Consider the following 19,500-nt stretch of genomic DNA (forward strand, 5'->3'; position numbering starts at 1 on the left):
GCAGTTCAGTCTTGGTACCTGCGATCCCACTTTTTCTGCCAAAATGAAATTTGGTACTGCACAAGATCATCCTGATCATCAGGTATGTAGAACTCGACTTCACAGGGCCGATCAGGAAATTGCCAAGCAAGTTTTGCACTGTAGATTTCTTGCAGTGTTTTCCCTAGCTTCAAGCAGTGATCGACTGTCGCTTCGACTTCATTGTCGCAATGAATATCAATCATATGAAGGTGATTGAGCACCCATTCTACACCCATTGGTGTCGAATTTTCTTGGTTTTCAAAAGCTTCAATTGTTTCCTTTGAGCTTCCCTCGACCAAAAGATAGTCCCCGACAACCTCAAATGTAGGCCAAAAAATCGTGGTATACCCGACTGCTAGGTCGATGTTGCCAAGGCAACTAACCCAGCCCATTAGGTCTATACCGGAACCATTGTTCCAACGCCCCAGTTCTGCTTGCATACTCTTGGGGATTTCAGATGGCATATTCAGTGTTCCAAACCTCGCCATAAGACAGCATGTATGTTTGCAGTTTGGTTTCCTAGTGTCAATTTACGCTCAAACCCGCCCTAGCGCCAAATCCTCTCCATACTCTCGTCCATTCGCCGAAACTGAGTTCAATCCCAGACAATCTGCCCTCTGTTGCTCAGCAAGCTGTCACGCTATATTTGATCAAATATCTGATTTCAGGAGCCTGCAATGAGTCTTGATGCCCCCAAACTGAAAGCCAAAGACAAACCTGATCTTGCCAGCTTCGACTGGGCGGATCCGTTTCTGTTAAACGCGCAACTCGAAGAAGACGAACGCCTCATTGCCGAAAGTGCGCGCAGCTTTGCGCAAGAGACGTTGCAGCCGCGTGTGACCGAGGCCTATGCGCAAGAGACGTCAGATCCCGGAATTTTCCGTGAGATGGGGCAAATGGGGCTTCTCGGCACGACCATTCCGGAAGAATATGGTGGCCTCGGTGCGGGCTATGTCGCCTATGGCGTCGTCGCACGCGAGATTGAGCGCGTGGATTCCGGTTATCGCTCGATGATGAGTGTGCAATCGTCGCTCGTGATGTACCCGATCTACGCTTACGGCACTGAAGAGCAGCGGCAGAAATATCTTCCGGGTCTGGCGTCGGGTGAATTGATAGGCTGTTTTGGTCTCACGGAGCCGGATGCAGGTTCCGACCCCGCAGGCATGAAAACGCGAGCAGAGAAGACCGCCAATGGCTATAAGCTTACGGGCTCAAAGATGTGGATTTCCAATTCACCGATTGCCGATGTATTTGTCATTTGGGCCAAGTCGGATGCGCATGAGGGCAAGATCCAGGGCTTTGTGCTTGAGAAAGGTATGACAGGTCTCAGCGCACCGAAGATTGCCGGGAAACAGAGCTTGCGTGCCTCCATTACGGGTGAAATTGTGATGGACGGTGTAGAGGTTGGCGAAGACGCACTTTTGCCTAATGTTCAAGGGCTTAAAGGGCCTTTTGGATGTCTCAACCGCGCAAGATACGGCATCGCCTGGGGTGTCATGGGCGCGGCTGAGTTCTGCTGGCACGCAGCAAGGCAATATGGCCTCGACCGCAAACAGTTCAACAAGCCACTGGCTCAGACACAACTCTTTCAAAAGAAACTCGCGGATATGCAGACCGAGATCACACTTGGCCTGCAGGCGGCGCTACGTGTGGGGCGGCTCATGGATGATGCCAATGCGGCCCCGGAAATGATTTCGCTTATCAAGCGCAACAATTGCGGCAAGGCGCTCGACATTGCGCGAATGGCGCGAGACATGCATGGCGGCAATGGGATTTCCGAGGAATTTCAGGTCATTCGTCACATGATGAACCTTGAAACGGTGAACACCTACGAGGGCACGCATGATGTGCATGCGTTGATCCTGGGTCGAGCGCAGACCGGGTTGCAGGCGTTTTTCTAAAAGAAAAAGTATTGCGCATATTCGCACAGGACCGCCTCAGATTTCGTCAATTGTGCTTTGGCATGCGGGTGTTAGATATCTGACATCCCATCCGGAGGCACTCATTTGGCTCACGTAGAAGCGCGATTTGTTGAAGGCAATCTGATGCGACATGTCTCAACCATGTCGCTCACCTCCAGCGTGGGCCTGATGGCCATTTTCGCGGTGGACCTCATAGATGTGCTCTTCATCTCCATGCTGGGGCAAGAGGCGCTGGCCGCCGCTGCGGGCTATGCCAGCGTGGTGATGTTCTTTGCCAGCGCTGTGAATATCGGATTGTCCGTTGCCGCTGGCGTTTTGGTGGCCAACTCTCTGGGCGGGGGCAAAGACCTCCCAGCGCGGGAACATGCGTTCAGCTCAAGCATGTTTGCCATTGCCTTTGGCATTCTGATCCCGCTGCTGTTGTTGCCCAATCTCGATTTTATCCTTGGTCTTCTGGGCGCATCAGATGACGTGACCGAGCGCGCCAAGGATTACCTTTGGATCATCCTGCCCACGACCTTCATGTCGGGCCTTGGCATGACCACAGTCGCCGTGCTGCGCGCCTATGGCGATGGTAAGCGCGCCATGTACCCTTCACTGATGGGGGCGTTGGTCAACGGCGTGCTGGATCCCATCCTGATCTTCTCGCTGTCCATGGGGCTTGAAGGCGCCGCCTGGGCCACGGTCTCGGCGCGGTTTGTGACGATGGTTGTGGCGATCTGGCCTGCGTTCCGGCTTTACAACGCCTTTGCGATCCCGCGCGTGCAGTGCTTCATGTACGACATACGCGAAGGCATGCAGATTGCGATGCCCGCCATCCTGGCTACGGTGGCAACTCCGGTCGGTGTGGCCATCGTGACGCGAGAAATGGCCAAGTATGGCACTGACGCCGTGGCCGGCATGGCCATCATCAACCGTATGATCCCCGTGGTGTTTTCCGTTGTACTTGCATTGTCGGGTTCCATCGGCCCGATCATGGGACAGAATTTCGGGGCAGGGCGGCTTGATCGGGTGCGTGAAACTTTTGTCGACGGAGTGATCTTTGCCGGGCTTTACGTTGTGGGTATCGCTGCGGCGCTCTTCATCTTCCGCACGCCGATTGCCGATCTTTTTGGCGCAGAGGGCATGACACGTGACCTGATCTTCCTCTTTTGCGGGCCGCTGGCGCTTGCAAGCTTCTTCAACGCGGTGATTTTCGTGGCCAATGCCTCTTTCAACAATCTTGGGCATCCCGGCTACTCAACCTGGGTCAACTGGGGGCGGCAAACCTTGGGCACTTTGCCTTTGGTTTTGCTGGGTGGCGCACTTTTCGGAGCACCCGGTGTGCTCATTGGTCAAGCCGTGGGTGGGGTTGTCTTTGCCGGAGTTGCAGCCTGGATCAGCCTTTGGATGATGACAGATCAGAAACACCCGATGAGGCAGTTGACCTGCCGGTTTCAGCTTCAACGCCGAATGCATGAAGTGTGCCTGCGGTGCAACCGGTAAAGACGGTCAAAGCAGGTGCCGCAGCAGGGTGAAGAGCTCCCTTTGTGACGAGATATCAAGCTTTCGATAAAGATTGCGGCGATGCACCTTTGAGGTTTCCTTTGATATCCCAAGCAACAGTGCAGCCGAGCCATTCGAGTGACCCTGCAGGACAAGTCCCGCGATTTGCGCTTCGCGCCGCGTGAGTTTCAGCCCCAATGTCTCTCGCACCTGTGTCAGAATGATTTGATCCAACGGAGGTGGCGCTGGATCAGGCACTTTGAGCCGCTTGCCGGTTTCAAACCGGCTGCCATGCGCGGTCAGAAGTTCCATTAACACGGGGCTGTAATGCATCAGGCATTGCAATTCGCGTCGACGGTAGGGGCCGGTGGTTTCCAGGCGGCTCAAGGACAAATGCGCGACTGACCCTGAGGGCAGTGGAGCCAGAAGGCCAACTTCCTCACAGATCCGCGTGCGGCGGTAATATTGCAGGTAGTACTCGCTTGAGAAAAACCGGTCTGGCGCGATGTCAGACAAGCGCGTTGTCAGACCTTTCGCGGGAATGTCCTTTAGCTGAAAGAATGGGTCCAGACGGTAAAACCCCTCGACATATTCATCAAGAACATCCAGCGGCAGCGACTTGGGTTTGATCCAGCTGTCCAAGACCTGGGGCACAGTGCCGGGGTCAAAGCGGAAGAGCAAAAACGTATCAAACTTCAGCCGCGCCTGTAGCAGCCGTTTGAAACATGTGAAAAAACGCCCCGTACCTGCCTGTGCCATCGCGTGGCGCAGGCGGATCACATCCGTCGGAGAAAGTGCTTCGGACAATATCACCCCTAAACTGAAAGAATTACGCAAAAAACTACCCCAAAAGGGGTATTTCTTACAATCACATTTAGCGCAATCATCCAGTATGCAGAGGCAGCAATTCCGGGACATGCCCTGCAGTGTCGGGGGACAGTCTTTGAAGATAGCGATCAGCGCCAGGAATCTGCGGAAGGTCTATCCGGGTCAACCGCCTGTCGAAGCTCTGGCCGGGGTTGATATCGACATTCAGGACAATGAATTCTTTACGCTTCTGGGGCCTTCGGGCTGTGGCAAAACTACGCTTCTGCGGCTGATTGCGGGGTTCGAAAACCCAACTTCGGGCAGTCTTGAGATGTTTGGGGATAGCATTCTTGATGCGCCGCCGCATAAACGCCCGATCAACACGGTTTTTCAAAGCTACGCGCTTTTCCCGCATATGACGGTGGCGCAGAATATCGGCTTTGGTCTGGAAATGTTGGGCAAGCCCAAGGCCGAGATCGCAGCAACCGTCGATGAAATGATGGCGCTGGTGAAGATGACCGAGATGGCGGATCGACAAACCAGCCAGATCTCTGGTGGTCAGCAACAGCGTGTGGCGCTCGCCCGCGCCCTTGCGCCCAAGCCCAAGGTCCTCTTGCTGGATGAGCCGCTGAGTGCTCTGGATTTCAAATTGCGTAAGGACATGCAGCTCGAGCTCAAGCGCCTGCAATCGGAAACCGGCATCACCTTTATTTTTGTCACGCATGATCAGGAAGAGGCGCTTACCATGTCCGACCGGATTGCGGTGATGGAGGCGGGCTCCATCCGGCAGATCGGTGGACCGCGGGACATTTATGATCACCCGGCTGAACGGTTTGTGGCGGATTTCATTGGGGACACCAATTTCCTTCCAGCCGAGATTGATGGGCGCGACGGAACCACGGCACGCGTCAAGCTGTCCTCAGGGCAGAAAACCACAGCGCGCATGCAAGAAGACACCACGCCCAGCGGCAAGGTTACTCTTGCAGTGCGGCCCGAACATGCGCGCCTCGTTGGCGAGGCCGAAGGGCTTTTGAAAGGCGCGCTGCGCGAGATTGTCTACTTCGGGACGGATACGCATTTCCACGTGGATATCGACGACGGCACGCGCTTTGTGCTGCGCCAACAAAACAGCCCCGACACTGAGGCCGGGCTCAGCCAGGGCGACCGTGTTGGGATCATCTTTGGCGACGGCGTCGCGCAGGTTTTGAGGGACTAAGGAATGGCGGCGCAGGCAACAACACAAGATCAAGCTGCCACGCGCCGCCGCTGGCTCTTGCTTGCCCCCGCGCTAACCATTCTGATCTTCGCTGCCAGTGGCCCGCTCTTGATCACATTGGTTTATTCCTTTCTCGCGCCGGGGGCGTTTGGCGGGGTGGAGTGGGAGTTTTCCACGGATGCCTGGTTCAACGTCATCCTGCAACGGGACATTTTTGATGATACGCTGGGCTGGTCGGATGCGCATCTGAGTATCTTCTGGCGGTCTGTGAAACTGTCGCTCATGACGACACTTGTGTGCCTGATCCTGGGCTTTCCCACGGCCTATTTCATCGCCACACGCCCCAAGTCACAGCGTGAGCTTTGGATGCTGCTCATCATCATTCCGTTCTGGACAAACCTTCTGATCCGGACCTTTGCCATTCTGGAACTCATCCGCAATGAGGGCACGGTGAACACGGTGCTGATCGGCTTGGGCGTCATAGATGAACCCATACAGATGCTGTTCACCGAATTCGCCATCATTATCGGCATGGTCTATGTCTATCTGCCGCTTATGGTCCTGCCGATCTACGCCTCGATGGAGCGGTTGAATTTCAGCCTCGTCGAAGCCGGGTATGACCTCTATGCGACACGGTTTCAGGTGCTGCGCCGCGTGATCCTGCCGCTGGTGAAGCCGGGCGTGATCGCAGGCTCGATCCTCGTCTTTGTGCCCTCTCTGGGCGCTTATGTGACGCCGCGCGTTATGGGTGGGGGCAATCAGCTGATGATCGGCAACCTCATTGAGCTTCAGTTTGGGCAGGGGCGCAATTGGCCTCTGGGTGCCGCTCTTTCCATCACGCTTCTGGCCATCGTGATGGTGGCGCTAATCATCTACGTCCGCGCCGTGGGCGACGAAGAGGTACGCCATGGCTAAGCGCGGCTTTGATATCCGTCGGCAGACCGGCTTTACCACCATCGCCATGGCGTGTTTCTTCATGCTTTACATGCCGATCATCCTATTGGTGGTCTATTCCTTCAATGCAGGCTCCTCGATTGCCATCTGGGAGGGGTTCTCCTGGCGCTGGTATGTCTCGGCCTGGGACAATGAACAGGTGCAGGAAGCCACGGTGCGCTCGCTCATCATCGCGGTCTGCGCGGCGGGGATTTCCACCACAGTCGCCGTGCTGGCCGCGCTGGCCACCACCCGCACGCGCAAGTTCAAAGGCCAATCCGTGGTCTTTGCCATGATCAACCAGCCGCTCATGGTGCCCGAGATTGTGACCGCCGTGGCGCTTTTGATCTTCTTTGCCATGATCAAGGTCGCCACCGGCTATACCGGGCTTCTCTACCTCATCATGGCGCATTCGGCGTTCTGTATCCCCTTTGCCTATCTGCCCATCCGCGCACGGCTTCAGGGCATGGACCTCAGCCTGGAACAAGCTGCTGCAGACCTTTACGCCACACCCTACCAAGTGTTCCGCCGCATCACCCTGCCACAGCTTTGGCCGGGTATTCTCGCCGGGGCGATGCTGGCCTTTGTCATTTCGCTCGATGACGTGGTCATCACAGAGTTTGTAAAATCCGCAGGCCAAGATACGCTGCCCACATATATGCTGGGCCAGCTGCGGCGCGTGGTGACACCCGAGATCAATGCAATCTCCACCGTGCTGTTGGCCATTTCGGTCGCGCTGGTCATCGCATTCACGATTTTGAGCAAGAGAAAGACCTGAATTAACTAGGGAGAAAGACAATGAAAAAGACACTGACGGCACTGGCTGTTCTATTGGCAAGCCCCGCGCTCGCGGAGGGACAGTTGAACCTATACAACTGGGGCAACTACACCAGCCCGGAGATGATCGAAAAGTTCGAGACCGAGACTGGAATCAAGGTCACGATCACTGACTACGACAGCAACGACACCGCTTTGGCTAAGATTAAAGCTGGAGGGCATGGCTTCGATATTGTTGTACCATCAGGCACTTACATCCCGATCTTCATCGAAGAGGGGCTTTTGATGGAATCAAAGCCCAACGAGATGGAGAATTTCAAGCACATGGATCCGCAATGGGTCGACGTGGAGTTTGATCCAGGTCGGAACTACACAGTGCCTTGGCAGTGGGGCACAGTAGGCGTCACGGTCAACACCGCGGTCTATGGCGGTGATATCAACACGGCGGCCGTGATTTTTGACCCACCAGAAGAGCTGAAGGGGAAAATCAACGTCGTGCCTGAAATGAACGACGTGCTGGGTCTTGCCATCAAATATGCCGGCGGTGAGCAATGCACGGAGGACAAGGAAGTCCTCAAGAAAGTGCGCGACATCCTGCAGGCGGCCAAACCGAACTGGCTGTCGATGGACTACGGCAATATCGAGAAATACGCCAAGAATGACCTCTCGGCGGGTGTAAACTGGAACGGGGCGTCTTTCCGCTCTCGCGAGCAAAACCCCGATGTGGCCTTTGGCTATCCACAAGAGGGCTTCCCGGTCTGGATGGACAACGCCGCAATTCTTGCTGATGCGCAAAATGTGGACGAGGCCAAGACCTTCCTGAACTTCATCATGGCTCCAGAAAATGCCGCCATGCTGTCGTCCTTTGCACGCTATGCCAATGGGATTGCAGGCTCCGAGGAATTTATGCCCGAGGACATGAAAACCGCACCTGAGGTGATCATCCCCGATGACCTCAAGGACGCCGCCTATGTGGCCAAGACCTGCTCACCAGAGGCGACAAAGCTTTACACGGCGATCTGGACAGAACTTCAGAAGTAAGTTCTGATTACATCAAGATGCGGCCCCTCTGTGACGCGGGGCCGCGCGCGTTTTGGGAGGAGCGTGCGATGGAACCTGATATCATTATCCACAACGGTCGCCTGATGACGTTTGACGACACCCAACCAGAGGCGGAGGCCTTGGCGATCAAGGATGGGTTGATCACCGAAGTGGGGCACGCCGCCGCAATGCTGGCGCGGGCTGGGGCAGAGACCAAGGTGATTGACGCAAAAGGCGGCACGGTACTTCCCGGTTTCATCGACAGCCACGTACATCTCTTTGGTGGTTCAGTCGAGCTGGACTGCCTGAGCCTTTACGGTGTCACTGGGATTGAAGAGATGAAGGCGCGCATTCTGCCCTATGCGGATGCCACGCCTGCGGGTGAAATGGTGTTCTGCGTGATGGCCGATTACAACATTCTAGGCACGGGCCACACCCTGACCCGGCAGGATCTCGATCAGATCCTCTCAGACCGTCCGTTGGCCATGTTCGCTCCTGATCACCATACGATCTGGGCCAATACGGCGGCGCTTGAGGCTGCTGGACTTTTGCAAGGCGGCGAGGTGGATGCGGGGTCCGAGATTGTCATGGGCGACGATGGGCTGGCCTCTGGCGAGTTGCTTGAACCCGGTGCCTACAGCCCGGTTCTGGCGCTCACACGCCACGGCGGACGTGAAATGCTGGGCCTGACAACAGGCAAGGATCCCAGGCCACCGGCTACGCCGGACCAGCGCAAAATGGACCGCGATGTGATTGCCCGTGGACTGGAGCATTGCACGGCGCAAGGAATCACCACACTGCACCTGATGGATGGCAATACCTATCAATGCGAGCTTCTAAATGAGCTGGAGCGCGAAGGACGTCTGCCAATTCGCTGCCACGTGCCCTTCCACATGAAAGGCACCGACCCGGTCGAGCGCCTGAGTTCCGAGGCTCCGGCCATGCGCGCGCGGTTTCAAAGCGACATGGTGCGGTGCAGCCATGTAAAAATGTTCATTGACGGCGTCATTGAGAGCGGCACGGCGCTGATGCTGCAACCTTATCCCGGTGAGATGGGGGCCGGGAACAACATGGGAGACGAGGTGTTTACACAAGAGCATTTCGTTGCCTGTTGTGTCGAGGCCGACAGGCTTGGCTTTCAAATCGCCGTTCATGCCATTGGCGATGCCGGTGTGCGCCGCACATTGGATGCCTATCAAGCGGCACGTGAGGCCAATGGTGACCGCGACAGTCGTCACAGGGTGGAACATCTGGAAGTTGTCCATCCCGATGATCTTCCCAGATTTTCCGAGATGGGCGTTGTCGCGTCCATTCAGCCCGGACATGCACCACGCGGTCATATCTTCCCGCCATCCGCCGTGGGTCAATACCTGCACCCACATCAGATCGCTGGCGCGTACCCGGTGCAGACCGTGCGCGAAACCGGCGCGCGCGTGGTGTTCTCAACAGACTGGCCGGTCATCCCGATTGACGTCATGCCCAACATCAAGGCCGCCATTGCGCCGCTCGACCTGGGCGAGGGATGGAGCGACGAGACCCAAAGCCTGACCGACACGCTTGCCAGCTACACGCGCGACAATGCCTGGGTGGAATTCAACGAAGAACGCAAGGGCATGCTGAAGGCCGGCATGATGGCCGATGTTGCGGTGATGAGCCACGATCTGACCAAGCTTGCACCCGCCGACATCACCCAGGCACAGGCCGTGGCAACCGTCTGCGACGGGGTTGTCACGTTTGAGAGCAATTAAGACTACGGTGAAAGGTAGTAGGTGCCTGAAGTAAACCCGCTCAGAATATCTGTTTATCGCACCCAAGGCACGGATCAGACAAGCACAGACCTGCCGTATCAGCGACAGTCCTCCGCTGGCACGTCTTTGCTCACAGCTTTAGGACGTACTCCGTCCCGAAAAAAGAGAGCGATCTGTCTAAGTTAAGAAAGATTTAGCTAATGTCAGAACAGGTTCTGCACACCGCGCGATGCGCTGGAAAGGTCCCGCCCGATGCCTTCCACTGTGCCACAGCCCGCAAGCGCCGCCATCAGCGCGAGAAGTGCGATCTTCTTCATTGTCCTTGCCTCATTCAGAAAGGTTGCCTGATTTTATTTTTCTTCTGCTTTGGACCACCACACTTCGGGGAGAAACCAAACACCGTCCCCATAGACCGGTAGTCGGTTCTTAGGATAGGTCAAGTCCGACAGATGGGCAATTCGGCCAATGGAATATTGGTGAATCGGAATGACATAGCGACCTGAAATCAACACTCGGTCAAGCGCGCGCACCGCCGCGACAAACTCTCCACGGCTTTCAGAGGCCAGCATCGCGTCAATCATCGCGTCTGCGGCGGGGGAGGTCATGCCCATCAGATTGCGGCTGCCCTCCACATTCGCGGTGTCACTGCCCCAATAAAACCGTTGTTCATTACCCGGGCTGAGCGACATGGAGCGGCGGAAAAAGGTCAGGTCAAAGTCAAAGCTGCGCTCGCGCTCGGCATATTGCGCGCTGTCGATGGTTTCCACGGTCAAGGTGATGCCCAGCCGTTCCAGCGCGCGCGCATAGATTTCCATGTAGGCCGTAGCCTGTTGCAAAAGCCCGTCCTGCCGTAGGAGCACGGTCAATTCCAGCGCGTCGCCATCCGCGTTTTGCAACTGACCGTCCTGCACGGTCCAGCCCGCCTCGGCCAAAAGATCTGCCGCCTTGCGAATATTCGCGCGGTTGCGCTTGGAGCCGTCGCTTTGGGGCAGGGTGTAGCCCTCTAGCGCGCTGGGCAGGAGATCATCCTTCAGGGGTTCCAGCAATGCGCGCACGCGTCCAACAGCGGGGCCTTCAAGCATGCCCAACTCAGACCCTGAGAAATACGAGGTGATCCGGGGCTGACGCCCGCCGGTCAGGGCGTCATTGATGAATTCGAAATTGAACGCATGAATGAGAGCCTCGCGCACCCGCCAGTCATCCAGCGGCGCGCGGCGGGTGTTCATCACGAACCCGGTCATGCCTGAGGGTTTGGAATGGGGAATTTCGCTCAGTGTGATCTCGCCGTTTTGCGCGGCCGGAAAATCATATTGCGTCGCCCATTTCTCGGCGTTCAGTTCACGCACAAAAGACACCGCCTTGGCTTTGAATGCCTCCTTGAGCACGGTGTCGTCACCGTAAAACTCAATCCGGATTTCATCGAAATTCGCAGTGCCCCGCCGCAGCGCCAAATCCGCCCCCCAATAATCCGGGTTGCGTTTTAGCGTGACATGCCGCCCGGCCTCGAAATCGGCGACCGCATAGGGAGCGCTGCCGATGGGCACGTCATTGATCGAGGCTTCGGCAAACTCCTTGCCCTCCCACTGCGCCTTTTTGAGAATCGGGCGCAGCCCGGCAATGAGCGCAAGCTCCCGATCATTGGTGTTAAATGTCAGCCGAACGGAGTTTGGACCAGTCGCTTCGATCTTGTCGACCTTTTGCAGGAAGCTGCGATATCGGCCATGTCCCTCGGCTCCTAGCGTCTCGTAGGACCAGATCACATCCTCGACCGTGACCGGGCTTCCATCCGAGAATCGCGCCTCCGGGCGCAGGGTAAACTCCACCCATTCGCGATTCGGGCCGGTTTCGACCGATTCGGCCAAAAGACCGTAAAGCGTGAACGGTTCGTCCCAGGAACGACCCATCAGGGATTCGTGCGTCAGAAATCTTAACTGCCAGGGCGGCGTGCCCTTTTGAACAAAGGGGTTCAGGCTGTCGAAGCTGCCCACGTTACCTGTGACCAGCCGTCCGCCTTTGGGCGCATCGGGGTTGGCATAAGGCAGGGATACGAAATCTGGGGGCAGGGCAGGATCGCCATACATAGCTATGCCATGCGATGGCTCGGCTTGTGCGGTGCCGCCAAGCGCGCAAAAAACGAAAAAACAAGCGATCAGACGCCTTGCGCGTGGGAAAAAATCTGGTGTCATATGGGCAACAATCCTGCTCAGCCCTTGTTTCTTTGGCTTTGAACGTAATTGCGCTTTTCCATGTTTTCAAACTTTTAGCTTGGATCAGAGAAATGAATTGCTTATAAAGAGGTTACTGCTCGATAGGTTTCTTGCCTGTATGAAACCTGCCTCAATAACTTAACGTCGGCTTCGTGCCGGCGTTTTTTTTGGGCAGCAGCCATTCCAAATCCAATTGCGTTTTTGTGAAGGCTTGACCGTTTCCTCTTTGCGCCATCTTGGTTAAGGCAAGTCAACCAAGATGAACACCGAGAGGATCGTCATGTCACTCAATATGTCCCTGAAAGGCAAAACCGCCGTGGTCACCGGATCCACCTCTGGCATCGGGCTTGGGATCGCCACGTCGCTGGCCGAAGCGGGTGCTCGGATCATCCTGAACGGTCGCGTCGCGCGAGATGCCTGTGAGGAATGCGCCGAAAAAATCCGGCAGGACACTGGCGCCGAGGTTGAATTTGTCGCCGCCGATATGGGCGATCCAGAGGCATGCCATGCGCTCATTGAGGCGGCTGGTGGCTGTGACATCCTTGTGAACAATGCCGGGGTCCAGCATGTGGCGGGCATCCCGGAGTTTCCGGTGGACAAATGGAACCTGATCCTGGCTGTCAATCTCAGCTCGGCCTTTCACACCACTGCAGCCGCTTTGCCGCATATGCGCAAACGCGGCTGGGGCAGGGTGATCAATATCGCCAGCGCCCATGGTCTGACAGCCAGCCCCTATAAGTCAGCCTATGTCGCGGCCAAGCACGGCATGGTTGGACTCACCAAAGTGACCGCGCTGGAGACCGCGGAAGAACCGATCACCTGCAACGCCGTGTGTCCCGGCTACGTGATGACGCCGCTGGTGGAAAAGCAGATCCCCGACACAATGGAGAAATACGGCATGGACCGCGAAACGGTGATCCGCGAAGTGATCCTGGAACGCCAGCCATCCAAACAGATGGCGTCTGTCGAGCAAATGGGCGGCACTGTTCTGTTTCTTTGCTCACCTGCAGCAGAACAGATAACCGGGACAACGATCAGCGTAGATGGCGGCTGGACGGCGCTTTGAGTGGACTGATAGACGGCAGCTTTGCGGACGAAGCTGACATTCTTGTCAACGAATTTCGATCCAGATATTGCGTCGTTTGAATCCTGTGGGAGGCAATAATGGGTATCTCAATCATCGTTGTCGGCTATTGGAAACATAAAGAAGGCGGCATGCCTACCGCGGAGGTGCTTGAACTATTCGGAAAACCGCAAGATGAAGGTCTTCAAGGCGTTCTCGCTTACGACAACCAGACCTATTGCGAGTTCTCCATAACTCAAGAAAACGACACCGCTACAGTAATTTCAATTGATAGACCATACGCTCACCAATCGCTTTATGAATTACTTTTTGAATTGCTGGAGCGTGGTCCATACATGCTTTTTTCACCTGAAGGAGAAATCACTCCAGTGGTCGCGCGTGCGGACATGATTGAACACTTGCCCCAAAGTGTCATCGAAGCATTTGGAAGGCCGGTAATCGTACCAGATGGCGCAAGCTTGTCATCTACGCTGTTTGGGTGACGCTAAGGGCTCAAAGCGGACCGCTCGCCTCAAAACCCAACCGATCTTCGGCTTACCCCTGGCCGTCTGTCTCCGCCCCGTTCTGGCCATTCTGTCCCGGATAGACCAGACCAGCGGAGATCACGAGTTTGGCGGCATCCTCGATCGACATGTCCAGTTCAATGACGTCTTCTTTGGGGAAGAAGAGCAGAAAACCCGAGGTCGGGTTTGGCGTGGTGGGGACAAACACACTGACCATGGCACCGCTCGTCTCGGCCTTCGCGAGGATTTCGCCCTTGGTGTCGGTCGAGATAAAGCCGATGGCCCAGATGCCTTTGCGCGGGTACTGGATCAGGCAGGCCTTTTCGAAACTGCGCTCGGATTGCTGAAACACCGTCTCGGCGATCTGCTTGACGCCTGAGTAGATCGAGCGCACCACCGGCATGCGGTCCACCAGAGTTTCGGCATAGGCAATGAGCGATTTGCCGATCAGCCCTTTGGCAATCCAGCCCACAAAGATTGTGAAGAGTAGAAAGACGATGACACCCACGCCACGGATGTTGATCTTGACCCAGCCTTCATCATCGGGGCGCGTATTGCCCAGGAACCAGCGGTTGACCAGATTTTCCGGCTGATAGGCCTCTGGTACAAATGGCAGGACGAACCCGTCCACCCAGCCGATCAGCGACCAGATCAGCCACACCGTCAGACCGACCGGCGCAATCACGATGATGCCGGTTAGAAAACTCGCGCGCAGACCACCAAAACGACTATGCTTCTTGGGGTGCGGTGGTTCTTCGTCAAACGGGGTATTCATGTTGTCCCAGCCCAGTCACAGACCTGCGAAACCTAAGCGCTTTGATCTGGCCTCACAATGCAGATTGTTGCGATTCAAGCGCTTGAGGTCTGATTTTTCAAAGAAATGGCAATTTTTCCGGCAAGTCGTGCGTTGTTTTCAATTAGCGCGATATTGGCGGCAAGCGTGCGGCCTTTCGTCAGCTCGTTCAGCCGGGCAAGAAGGTAAGGCGTGACAGCCTTGCCCGCTATACCTTGTGCCTCTGCCTCAGCGGTGGCTTGTGTGACGAGCGGTTCAAGCTCTGTGTGCGAGATCGACGCGGTCTTTGGCAACGGATTGGCGATGAGTTGCCCGCCAGGCAACCCAAGAACGCCCCGCATCACATGCGCCTTGGCAATCGCATCGGCACTGTCCATGCGCAGCGGCGCCCTCAAATCAGATGCGGCTGACCAAAAGGTGGGCAGGGCGTCTTGCCCATAGGCAATCACCGGCACCCCAAGTGTTTCCAGAACTTCCAGCGTTTTGGGCAAATCCAGAATGGCCTTGGCACCGGCGCAAACCACGGTCACGGGCGTCTGCGCCAGTTCCTGAAGATCAGCCGAGACATCAAAGCTGTCTTCTGCGCCGCGATGGACACCCCCAATACCCCCGTGGCAAAGACCTGAATACCGGCCAGACGTGCTGCGATCATCGTGGCGGCCACGGTGGTTGAGCCATTGCCTCCTCTCGCGAGGCAAACGGCCAAATCCGCACGGCTCAGCTTGACCACGTCATCGGCCCGCGCCAATGCCTCCAACTCTTCTTCCGTCAGGCCGATATGCAATCCGCCAGCAATCACCGCGATCGTCGCCGGAATGGCCCCTTCTTCGCGCACGGCATCCTGCACGCGCCACACGGTTTCGAGGTTCTGCGGAAAGGGCATGCCATGGGTAATGATCGCGCTTTCGAGCGCCACAATGGGTGCGCCGCGTGCCTGTGCGTCGCTCACTTCGGGGGAATAGATCAGGGGCAGGGTGGCCATTTAACGGTGATGCCGGTGAGCACAACGTTTTGCAATGGTTTTGCTGGACGCAGGGTCAAAAGCTGTCACATTGGGGTCAGGAGGCGCGTTGCGTTGAAGTTTGTTCCGATCATCACCTCGCTGTTATTGACTGCTCAGGCCGCCTTGGGCTGCGACGCCGATCTTGATCCTATCGATCACGCGTTGCGCAGCGACGCCCCGCTAACCCTCGAGCGCGCCACGTGCCAGCAAAGCCTGGAGCTTTCAGGAACCATCAAAGATACATGCTACTGGACCTACGACTATCGCGCTCCCGAAGCGGAAGTGGCATTCGCGCGATGGTCCGACGCGTTGTTGTCCTGTTTCGGAGCGAACCATGCGCAGCTGCGTGACCAACAGGTCAACCATCCCGACAGCTACACCTTGCACCGCTTTGACGCGGGAACGGCGCAAATCTCACTCTCGCTGAAAGACAAGGCTGGCTTGAGCCAAACGCTGGTGTTCATTCAGATCACCCCAAAGTCTTGACGCCATACTGAGAGGGGTTGCGCCGCTTTCAAACCCGCTATATACGCGCGCCATTAATCCGCAGGTATGGGCGGGCTGATGGGGGAGACATCCCCATAGGTCCACCGGTTGAAGCACCCGCTTCTCATCCCGTACCGAGGCGTAAACCGGAAAGGATACGACCATGGCTCTTCCAGAGTTCTCCATGCGTCAGCTGCTTGAAGCTGGCGTGCACTTCGGCCACCAGACGCAGCGTTGGAACCCCCGCATGGGCGAGTTCATCTATGGCGCGCGCAACGGCATTCACATCATGGACCTGACGCAAACCGTCCCGATGCTGGACGCGGCGCTGAACGCCATCCGTGAAACCGTCGCCAAAGGCGGCCGCATTCTCTTTGTCGGCACCAAGCGTCAGGCCGCTGCCCCAATTGCCGATGCGGCCGAAAAATGTGCGCAGTATTACATGAACCACCGCTGGCTTGGTGGCACATTGACAAACTGGCAAACCGTCAGCCAGTCGATCAAGCGTTTGAATGAGATTGACGAGATCATGGCGTCGGGACCCGAAGGTCTGACGAAAAAAGAACGTCTGGGTCTGGAACGTGACCAGGGAAAACTGCAGGCCTCGCTGGGCGGGATCCGCGAAATGGGTGGCACGCCAGACCTGCTTTTCGTCATCGACGTCAAGAAAGAGGCGCTGGCTGTGGCCGAAGCCAATAAGCTGGGCATTCCGGTCGTGGCGGTGGTGGACACCAACTGTTCACCAGATGGTGTGGATTACCTTATCCCAGGCAACGACGACGCGGCGCGCGCCATTGCGCTTTACTGTGACCTGGCGGCGCGTGCAGCCCTTGATGGCATGTCCGCACAGATGGGGGCCGCAGGCGTTGATCTGGGCGCGATGGAAGAAGCCCCGATGGAAGAGGCGGTTGCCGAGGCCGCTCCGGCTGAAGCCGCTGCCGAAGAGGTAAAGGCGGAAGACGCGAAGGCAGAAGAGGCCCCCGCCGAGGATGCGGACAGCAAAGAAGCCCCGGCTGAAAGCTAAACCGTTACCGACATGACATATGGGGCAGGGGGGACCTGCCTCTGACACTCTGAAAGATGTGAGGAGAGCCAAAATGGCGATCACTGCTGCAATGGTAAAAGAACTGCGCGATTCCACGGGCGCAGGCATGATGGACGCGAAAAAAGCGCTGACAGAAAACAACGGTGACATGGAAGCGGCCGTTGACTGGCTGCGCACCAAAGGCTTGGCAAAGGCAGCCAAGAAATCAGGGCGTACGGCTGCTGAGGGTCTTGTGGCCGTTCTGGTCGAAGGCGGCAAAGGCGTTGCAGTTGAAGTAAACTCTGAGACCGACTTCGTTGCCAAGAATGCTGACTTCCAAGCCATGGTCGCAGGCATTGCAAAGATTGCCCTGACCGCAGCGGATTATGAGGCGCTACTTGCATCTGACATGGGCGGTAAAACCGTTCAGGACGTGGTAACAGAAAAAATCGCCACGATTGGCGAGAACATGTCTATCCGCCGCATGGCATCCATCGAAGGCCAGATCGTTGTGTCTTACGTGCACAATGCGGTCGTAGACGGCATGGGCAAAATCGGTGTTCTGGTTGCGATGACCGGCGGAGATGAGGCGTTTGGCAAGCAGGTTGCGATGCATATCGCCGCGACCAACCCTGCGGCTCTGAACGAAGAGCAGCTGGATCAAGCGATCGTTGACAAGGAACGTCAAGTTCAGATCGACATCGCGCGCGAGTCCGGCAAGCCTGAAGAGGTGATCGAGAAGATGATCATCGGTCGTATGAAGAAATTCATGGCCGAGGTCACGCTTGTGAACCAGTCCTTTGTGATCAACCCTGATCTGACTGTCGGGGCCGCCGCCAAAGAAGCAGGGGCCGAGATCACTGGCTTCGTCCGCATGGAAGTCGGCGAAGGCATCGAGAAGAAAGAAGAAAACTTTGCCGAAGAAGTCGCCAAGGCGGCTCAAGGCTAGGCAAAGGCAAAACATCGGACCGAGGGGCCAGCCCCTCGGGCTACACTTTATGCGAGGGGCCAGCCTCTCGCGCTCCCCGGGATACTTTCGGCAAGAAGAAAGAAACCGTCTTTTCTTTTTGCCATAAATATCCTGGGGGTTTGGGGGCAAAGCCCCCATTTTCATGTCAAGGGAGGGGTGTGAGACATGCAAAAAACAGTTGTGAATAGCTGGAACGAATGGGACCCACTCAAGCACGTCATCGTAGGGCGTGCGGATGATTGCCACATCCCCCCCGAAGAACCCGCACTTGATGCCAAAGTGCCCGAAGACAGCGACATGCGCGGCCAATGGGGCAGGCGGCCGCAAGAGACGATTGACCGGGCCAATGAGCTTTTGGACAATTTCGCAGCACTGCTTGAATCGCGTGGTGTGCGCGTGGACCGGCCCACGCCAATTGACCATAGCCTACCCGCCACAACCCCGGATTTCCACACCGACAGCCAGTTTGGCTGTATGCCGCCGCGCGATGTGCTGCTGACCGTGGGCAGCGAGATCCTTGAAGCGACGATGTCCTATCGCTGCCGATGGTTTGAATATCTCAACTACCGTCCGCTGTTGCAGCAGTACTTCAATGAAGACCCCAATTTCCGCCATGAATGCGCCCCCAAGCCGCGCCTGACAGATGCGGATTACCATCCCGACTACCTCAGCGAGAAAATCGGCGTGGAAAAGCGCCTGAAATGGACGGCAGAGAAATTCTTTGTCACCACCGAAGAAGAACCGCTCTTTGACGCTGCCGATGTGCTGCGCTTTGGGCGCGACCTGGTGGTGCAACATGGGTTCACCACCAACCTTAAAGGCATCGAATGGATCCGGCGGCACTTTCCGGATCATCGCGTGCATGCGGTGAATTTCCCGGGCGACCCATATCCCATTCACATCGACGCCACCTTTACGCCGCTGCGCCCCGGGCTTATTCTCAACAACCCGCAACGCCGCTTGCCCGAGGATCAACGCGAGATGTTTGAGAAAAACGACTGGCAGATCGTGGATGCTGCGCAACCCGCCCATAATGCACCGCCACCGCTGTGCTATTCGTCCACTTGGCTCAGCATGAATGTGCTTGTGCTGGATCCCAAAACGGTCTGTGTCGAGAAATCCGAAGTCTATCAGGCCGAGCAAATGGACAAGCTTGGAATGGAGGTGGTTGAGGTTGAACTGCGCGATGCCTATGCCTTTGGCGGCGGTTTGCATTGCTGCACGGCGGATGTGTATCGTGAAGGAACCTGTGAGGACTTCTTCCCCAATCTGAGCTAACGTGAAAACGGTGCCGCCCGCAGGAAGGGACGGCACCGTGATACACACACGATCCGCCGACATGGGGAAGGGCGGCGGTACTGGATTAAAATGACCGACAGCTCGAAAAATAGAACTGCCGGCCAAACTCCGGAAGAACCGGCGGACCGGGGTGCCCTGTAATGGCAGGGGTTTCCGACCCGATTGTTCCAAGGCTCAAAGC

The 19,500-nt window shown here is 56.6% G+C and carries 18 protein-coding genes and 1 pseudogene; 13 read left to right on the plus strand and 6 right to left on the minus strand.

Going from position 1 to position 19,500, the window contains the following annotated elements; all coding sequences use genetic code 11:
• Nucleotides 1-5: 5 nt before the first annotated feature.
• Entirely contained in the window at nt 6-485 is a 480-nt protein-coding gene (locus tag RZ517_RS10265) for a hypothetical protein (protein WP_338548131.1), read from the minus strand.
• A gap of 213 nt (nt 486-698) precedes the next feature.
• On the opposite strand from RZ517_RS10265, the gene RZ517_RS10270 reads away from it, so the two are divergent.
• Nucleotides 699-1,922 carry an acyl-CoA dehydrogenase gene (locus RZ517_RS10270; RefSeq protein WP_338548133.1) on the plus strand — a complete coding sequence of 408 codons (1,224 nt, stop codon included), beginning with the start codon at nt 699-701 and terminating at the stop codon, nt 1,920-1,922.
• A 105-nt stretch (nt 1,923-2,027) separates the two neighbouring features.
• Complete coding sequence (locus tag RZ517_RS10275; RefSeq protein ID WP_338548134.1) at nt 2,028-3,428, plus strand: MATE family efflux transporter; 1,401 nt, start codon at nt 2,028-2,030, stop codon at nt 3,426-3,428.
• A 6-nt stretch (nt 3,429-3,434) separates the two neighbouring features.
• On the opposite strand, the gene RZ517_RS10280 is transcribed toward RZ517_RS10275, so the two are convergent.
• Nucleotides 3,435-4,235 (minus strand): response regulator transcription factor, encoded by an 801-nt coding sequence (locus RZ517_RS10280; RefSeq protein ID WP_338548135.1) that lies wholly within the window; start codon nt 4,233-4,235, stop codon nt 3,435-3,437.
• A gap of 109 nt (nt 4,236-4,344) precedes the next feature.
• On the opposite strand from RZ517_RS10280, the gene RZ517_RS10285 reads away from it, so the two are divergent.
• The 5 genes from RZ517_RS10285 (at nt 4,345) to RZ517_RS10305 (ending at nt 9,950) form a co-directional block, all read left to right on the plus strand.
• Nucleotides 4,345-5,451, plus strand: coding sequence for an ABC transporter ATP-binding protein (locus tag RZ517_RS10285; protein ID WP_338548136.1), 1,107 nt, complete (start codon nt 4,345-4,347; stop codon nt 5,449-5,451).
• Between the two features lie 3 nt (nt 5,452-5,454).
• Nucleotides 5,455-6,366 (plus strand): ABC transporter permease, encoded by a 912-nt coding sequence (locus RZ517_RS10290; protein WP_338548138.1) that lies wholly within the window; start codon nt 5,455-5,457, stop codon nt 6,364-6,366.
• Entirely contained in the window at nt 6,359-7,162 is an 804-nt protein-coding gene (locus tag RZ517_RS10295; protein ID WP_338548139.1) for an ABC transporter permease, read from the plus strand. The genes RZ517_RS10290 and RZ517_RS10295 overlap by 8 nt, the downstream gene beginning before the upstream one ends.
• Before the next feature lie 20 nt (nt 7,163-7,182).
• Nucleotides 7,183-8,202: an extracellular solute-binding protein gene (locus RZ517_RS10300; protein WP_338548141.1), complete on the plus strand. Its 1,020-nt coding sequence runs from the start codon at nt 7,183-7,185 to the stop codon at nt 8,200-8,202.
• Nucleotides 8,203-8,270: 68 nt separating this feature from the next.
• Nucleotides 8,271-9,950: an amidohydrolase gene (locus tag RZ517_RS10305; RefSeq protein ID WP_338548142.1), complete on the plus strand. Its 1,680-nt coding sequence runs from the start codon at nt 8,271-8,273 to the stop codon at nt 9,948-9,950.
• A 203-nt stretch (nt 9,951-10,153) separates the two neighbouring features.
• Here the strand turns inward: RZ517_RS10305 and RZ517_RS10310 are convergent, their stop codons facing one another.
• Nucleotides 10,154-10,267, minus strand: a complete 114-nt coding sequence (locus tag RZ517_RS10310) for an entericidin EcnA/B family protein (RefSeq protein ID WP_338548144.1) — start codon at nt 10,265-10,267, stop codon at nt 10,154-10,156.
• Nucleotides 10,268-10,300: 33 nt separating this feature from the next.
• The gene (locus RZ517_RS10315) at nt 10,301-12,136 is read right to left on the minus strand and encodes an extracellular solute-binding protein (RefSeq protein WP_338548146.1); all 1,836 of its coding nucleotides are present in this window, start codon (nt 12,134-12,136) and stop codon (nt 10,301-10,303) included.
• A gap of 313 nt (nt 12,137-12,449) precedes the next feature.
• Here RZ517_RS10315 and RZ517_RS10320 point away from each other — a divergent pair, with 313 nt between their 5' ends.
• A complete protein-coding gene (locus RZ517_RS10320; RefSeq protein ID WP_338551137.1) occupies nt 12,450-13,223 on the plus strand; it encodes a 3-hydroxybutyrate dehydrogenase in 774 nt (257 codons plus the stop codon).
• A 98-nt stretch (nt 13,224-13,321) separates the two neighbouring features.
• Nucleotides 13,322-13,723: a hypothetical protein gene (locus RZ517_RS10325; RefSeq protein ID WP_338548148.1), complete on the plus strand. Its 402-nt coding sequence runs from the start codon at nt 13,322-13,324 to the stop codon at nt 13,721-13,723.
• Nucleotides 13,724-13,775: 52 nt separating this feature from the next.
• Here the strand turns inward: RZ517_RS10325 and RZ517_RS10330 are convergent, their stop codons facing one another.
• Nucleotides 13,776-14,519 (minus strand): DUF502 domain-containing protein, encoded by a 744-nt coding sequence (locus tag RZ517_RS10330; protein WP_338548149.1) that lies wholly within the window; start codon nt 14,517-14,519, stop codon nt 13,776-13,778.
• Between the two features lie 74 nt (nt 14,520-14,593).
• Nucleotides 14,594-15,519, minus strand: a pseudogene (locus RZ517_RS10335) (pseudouridine-5'-phosphate glycosidase).
• A gap of 93 nt (nt 15,520-15,612) precedes the next feature.
• Here RZ517_RS10335 and RZ517_RS10340 point away from each other — a divergent pair.
• The 4 genes from RZ517_RS10340 (at nt 15,613) to RZ517_RS10355 (ending at nt 19,298) form a co-directional block, all read left to right on the plus strand.
• Nucleotides 15,613-16,026, plus strand: a complete 414-nt coding sequence (locus RZ517_RS10340) for a hypothetical protein (protein WP_338548150.1) — start codon at nt 15,613-15,615, stop codon at nt 16,024-16,026.
• A 163-nt stretch (nt 16,027-16,189) separates the two neighbouring features.
• Entirely contained in the window at nt 16,190-17,050 is an 861-nt protein-coding gene (gene rpsB / locus RZ517_RS10345; protein WP_338548151.1) for a 30S ribosomal protein S2, read from the plus strand.
• A 73-nt stretch (nt 17,051-17,123) separates the two neighbouring features.
• Nucleotides 17,124-17,999: a translation elongation factor Ts gene (tsf, locus tag RZ517_RS10350; RefSeq protein WP_338548153.1), complete on the plus strand. Its 876-nt coding sequence runs from the start codon at nt 17,124-17,126 to the stop codon at nt 17,997-17,999.
• Nucleotides 18,000-18,185: 186 nt separating this feature from the next.
• On the plus strand, nt 18,186-19,298 hold the full coding sequence (locus RZ517_RS10355) for a serine/threonine protein kinase (RefSeq protein WP_338548154.1): 1,113 nt from the start codon (nt 18,186-18,188) through the stop codon (nt 19,296-19,298).
• Nucleotides 19,299-19,500 lie beyond the last annotated feature (202 nt).

This window comes from Roseovarius sp. S88 (assembly GCF_037023735.1).
GTDB lineage: Bacteria > Pseudomonadota > Alphaproteobacteria > Rhodobacterales > Rhodobacteraceae > Roseovarius > Roseovarius phycicola.

Coding starts and splice junctions, on each gene's coding strand:
- RZ517_RS10295 (WP_338548139.1), top strand. CDS start 6,359: ATGGCTAAGCGCGGCTTTGATATCCGTCGGCAGACCGGCTTTACCACC.
- RZ517_RS10315 (WP_338548146.1), bottom strand. CDS start 12,136: ATGACACCAGATTTTTTCCCACGCGCAAGGCGTCTGATCGCTTGTTTT.
- RZ517_RS10310 (WP_338548144.1), bottom strand. CDS start 10,267: ATGAAGAAGATCGCACTTCTCGCGCTGATGGCGGCGCTTGCGGGCTGT.
- RZ517_RS10265 (WP_338548131.1), bottom strand. CDS start 485: ATGCCATCTGAAATCCCCAAGAGTATGCAAGCAGAACTGGGGCGTTGG.
- RZ517_RS10285 (WP_338548136.1), top strand. CDS start 4,345: ATGCCCTGCAGTGTCGGGGGACAGTCTTTGAAGATAGCGATCAGCGCC.
- RZ517_RS10325 (WP_338548148.1), top strand. CDS start 13,322: ATGGGTATCTCAATCATCGTTGTCGGCTATTGGAAACATAAAGAAGGC.
- RZ517_RS10320 (WP_338551137.1), top strand. CDS start 12,450: ATGTCCCTGAAAGGCAAAACCGCCGTGGTCACCGGATCCACCTCTGGC.
- RZ517_RS10270 (WP_338548133.1), top strand. CDS start 699: ATGAGTCTTGATGCCCCCAAACTGAAAGCCAAAGACAAACCTGATCTT.
- RZ517_RS10355 (WP_338548154.1), top strand. CDS start 18,186: ATGCAAAAAACAGTTGTGAATAGCTGGAACGAATGGGACCCACTCAAG.
- RZ517_RS10330 (WP_338548149.1), bottom strand. CDS start 14,519: ATGAATACCCCGTTTGACGAAGAACCACCGCACCCCAAGAAGCATAGT.
- RZ517_RS10290 (WP_338548138.1), top strand. CDS start 5,455: ATGGCGGCGCAGGCAACAACACAAGATCAAGCTGCCACGCGCCGCCGC.
- RZ517_RS10300 (WP_338548141.1), top strand. CDS start 7,183: ATGAAAAAGACACTGACGGCACTGGCTGTTCTATTGGCAAGCCCCGCG.
- tsf (WP_338548153.1), top strand. CDS start 17,124: ATGGCGATCACTGCTGCAATGGTAAAAGAACTGCGCGATTCCACGGGC.
- RZ517_RS10305 (WP_338548142.1), top strand. CDS start 8,271: ATGGAACCTGATATCATTATCCACAACGGTCGCCTGATGACGTTTGAC.
- rpsB (WP_338548151.1), top strand. CDS start 16,190: ATGGCTCTTCCAGAGTTCTCCATGCGTCAGCTGCTTGAAGCTGGCGTG.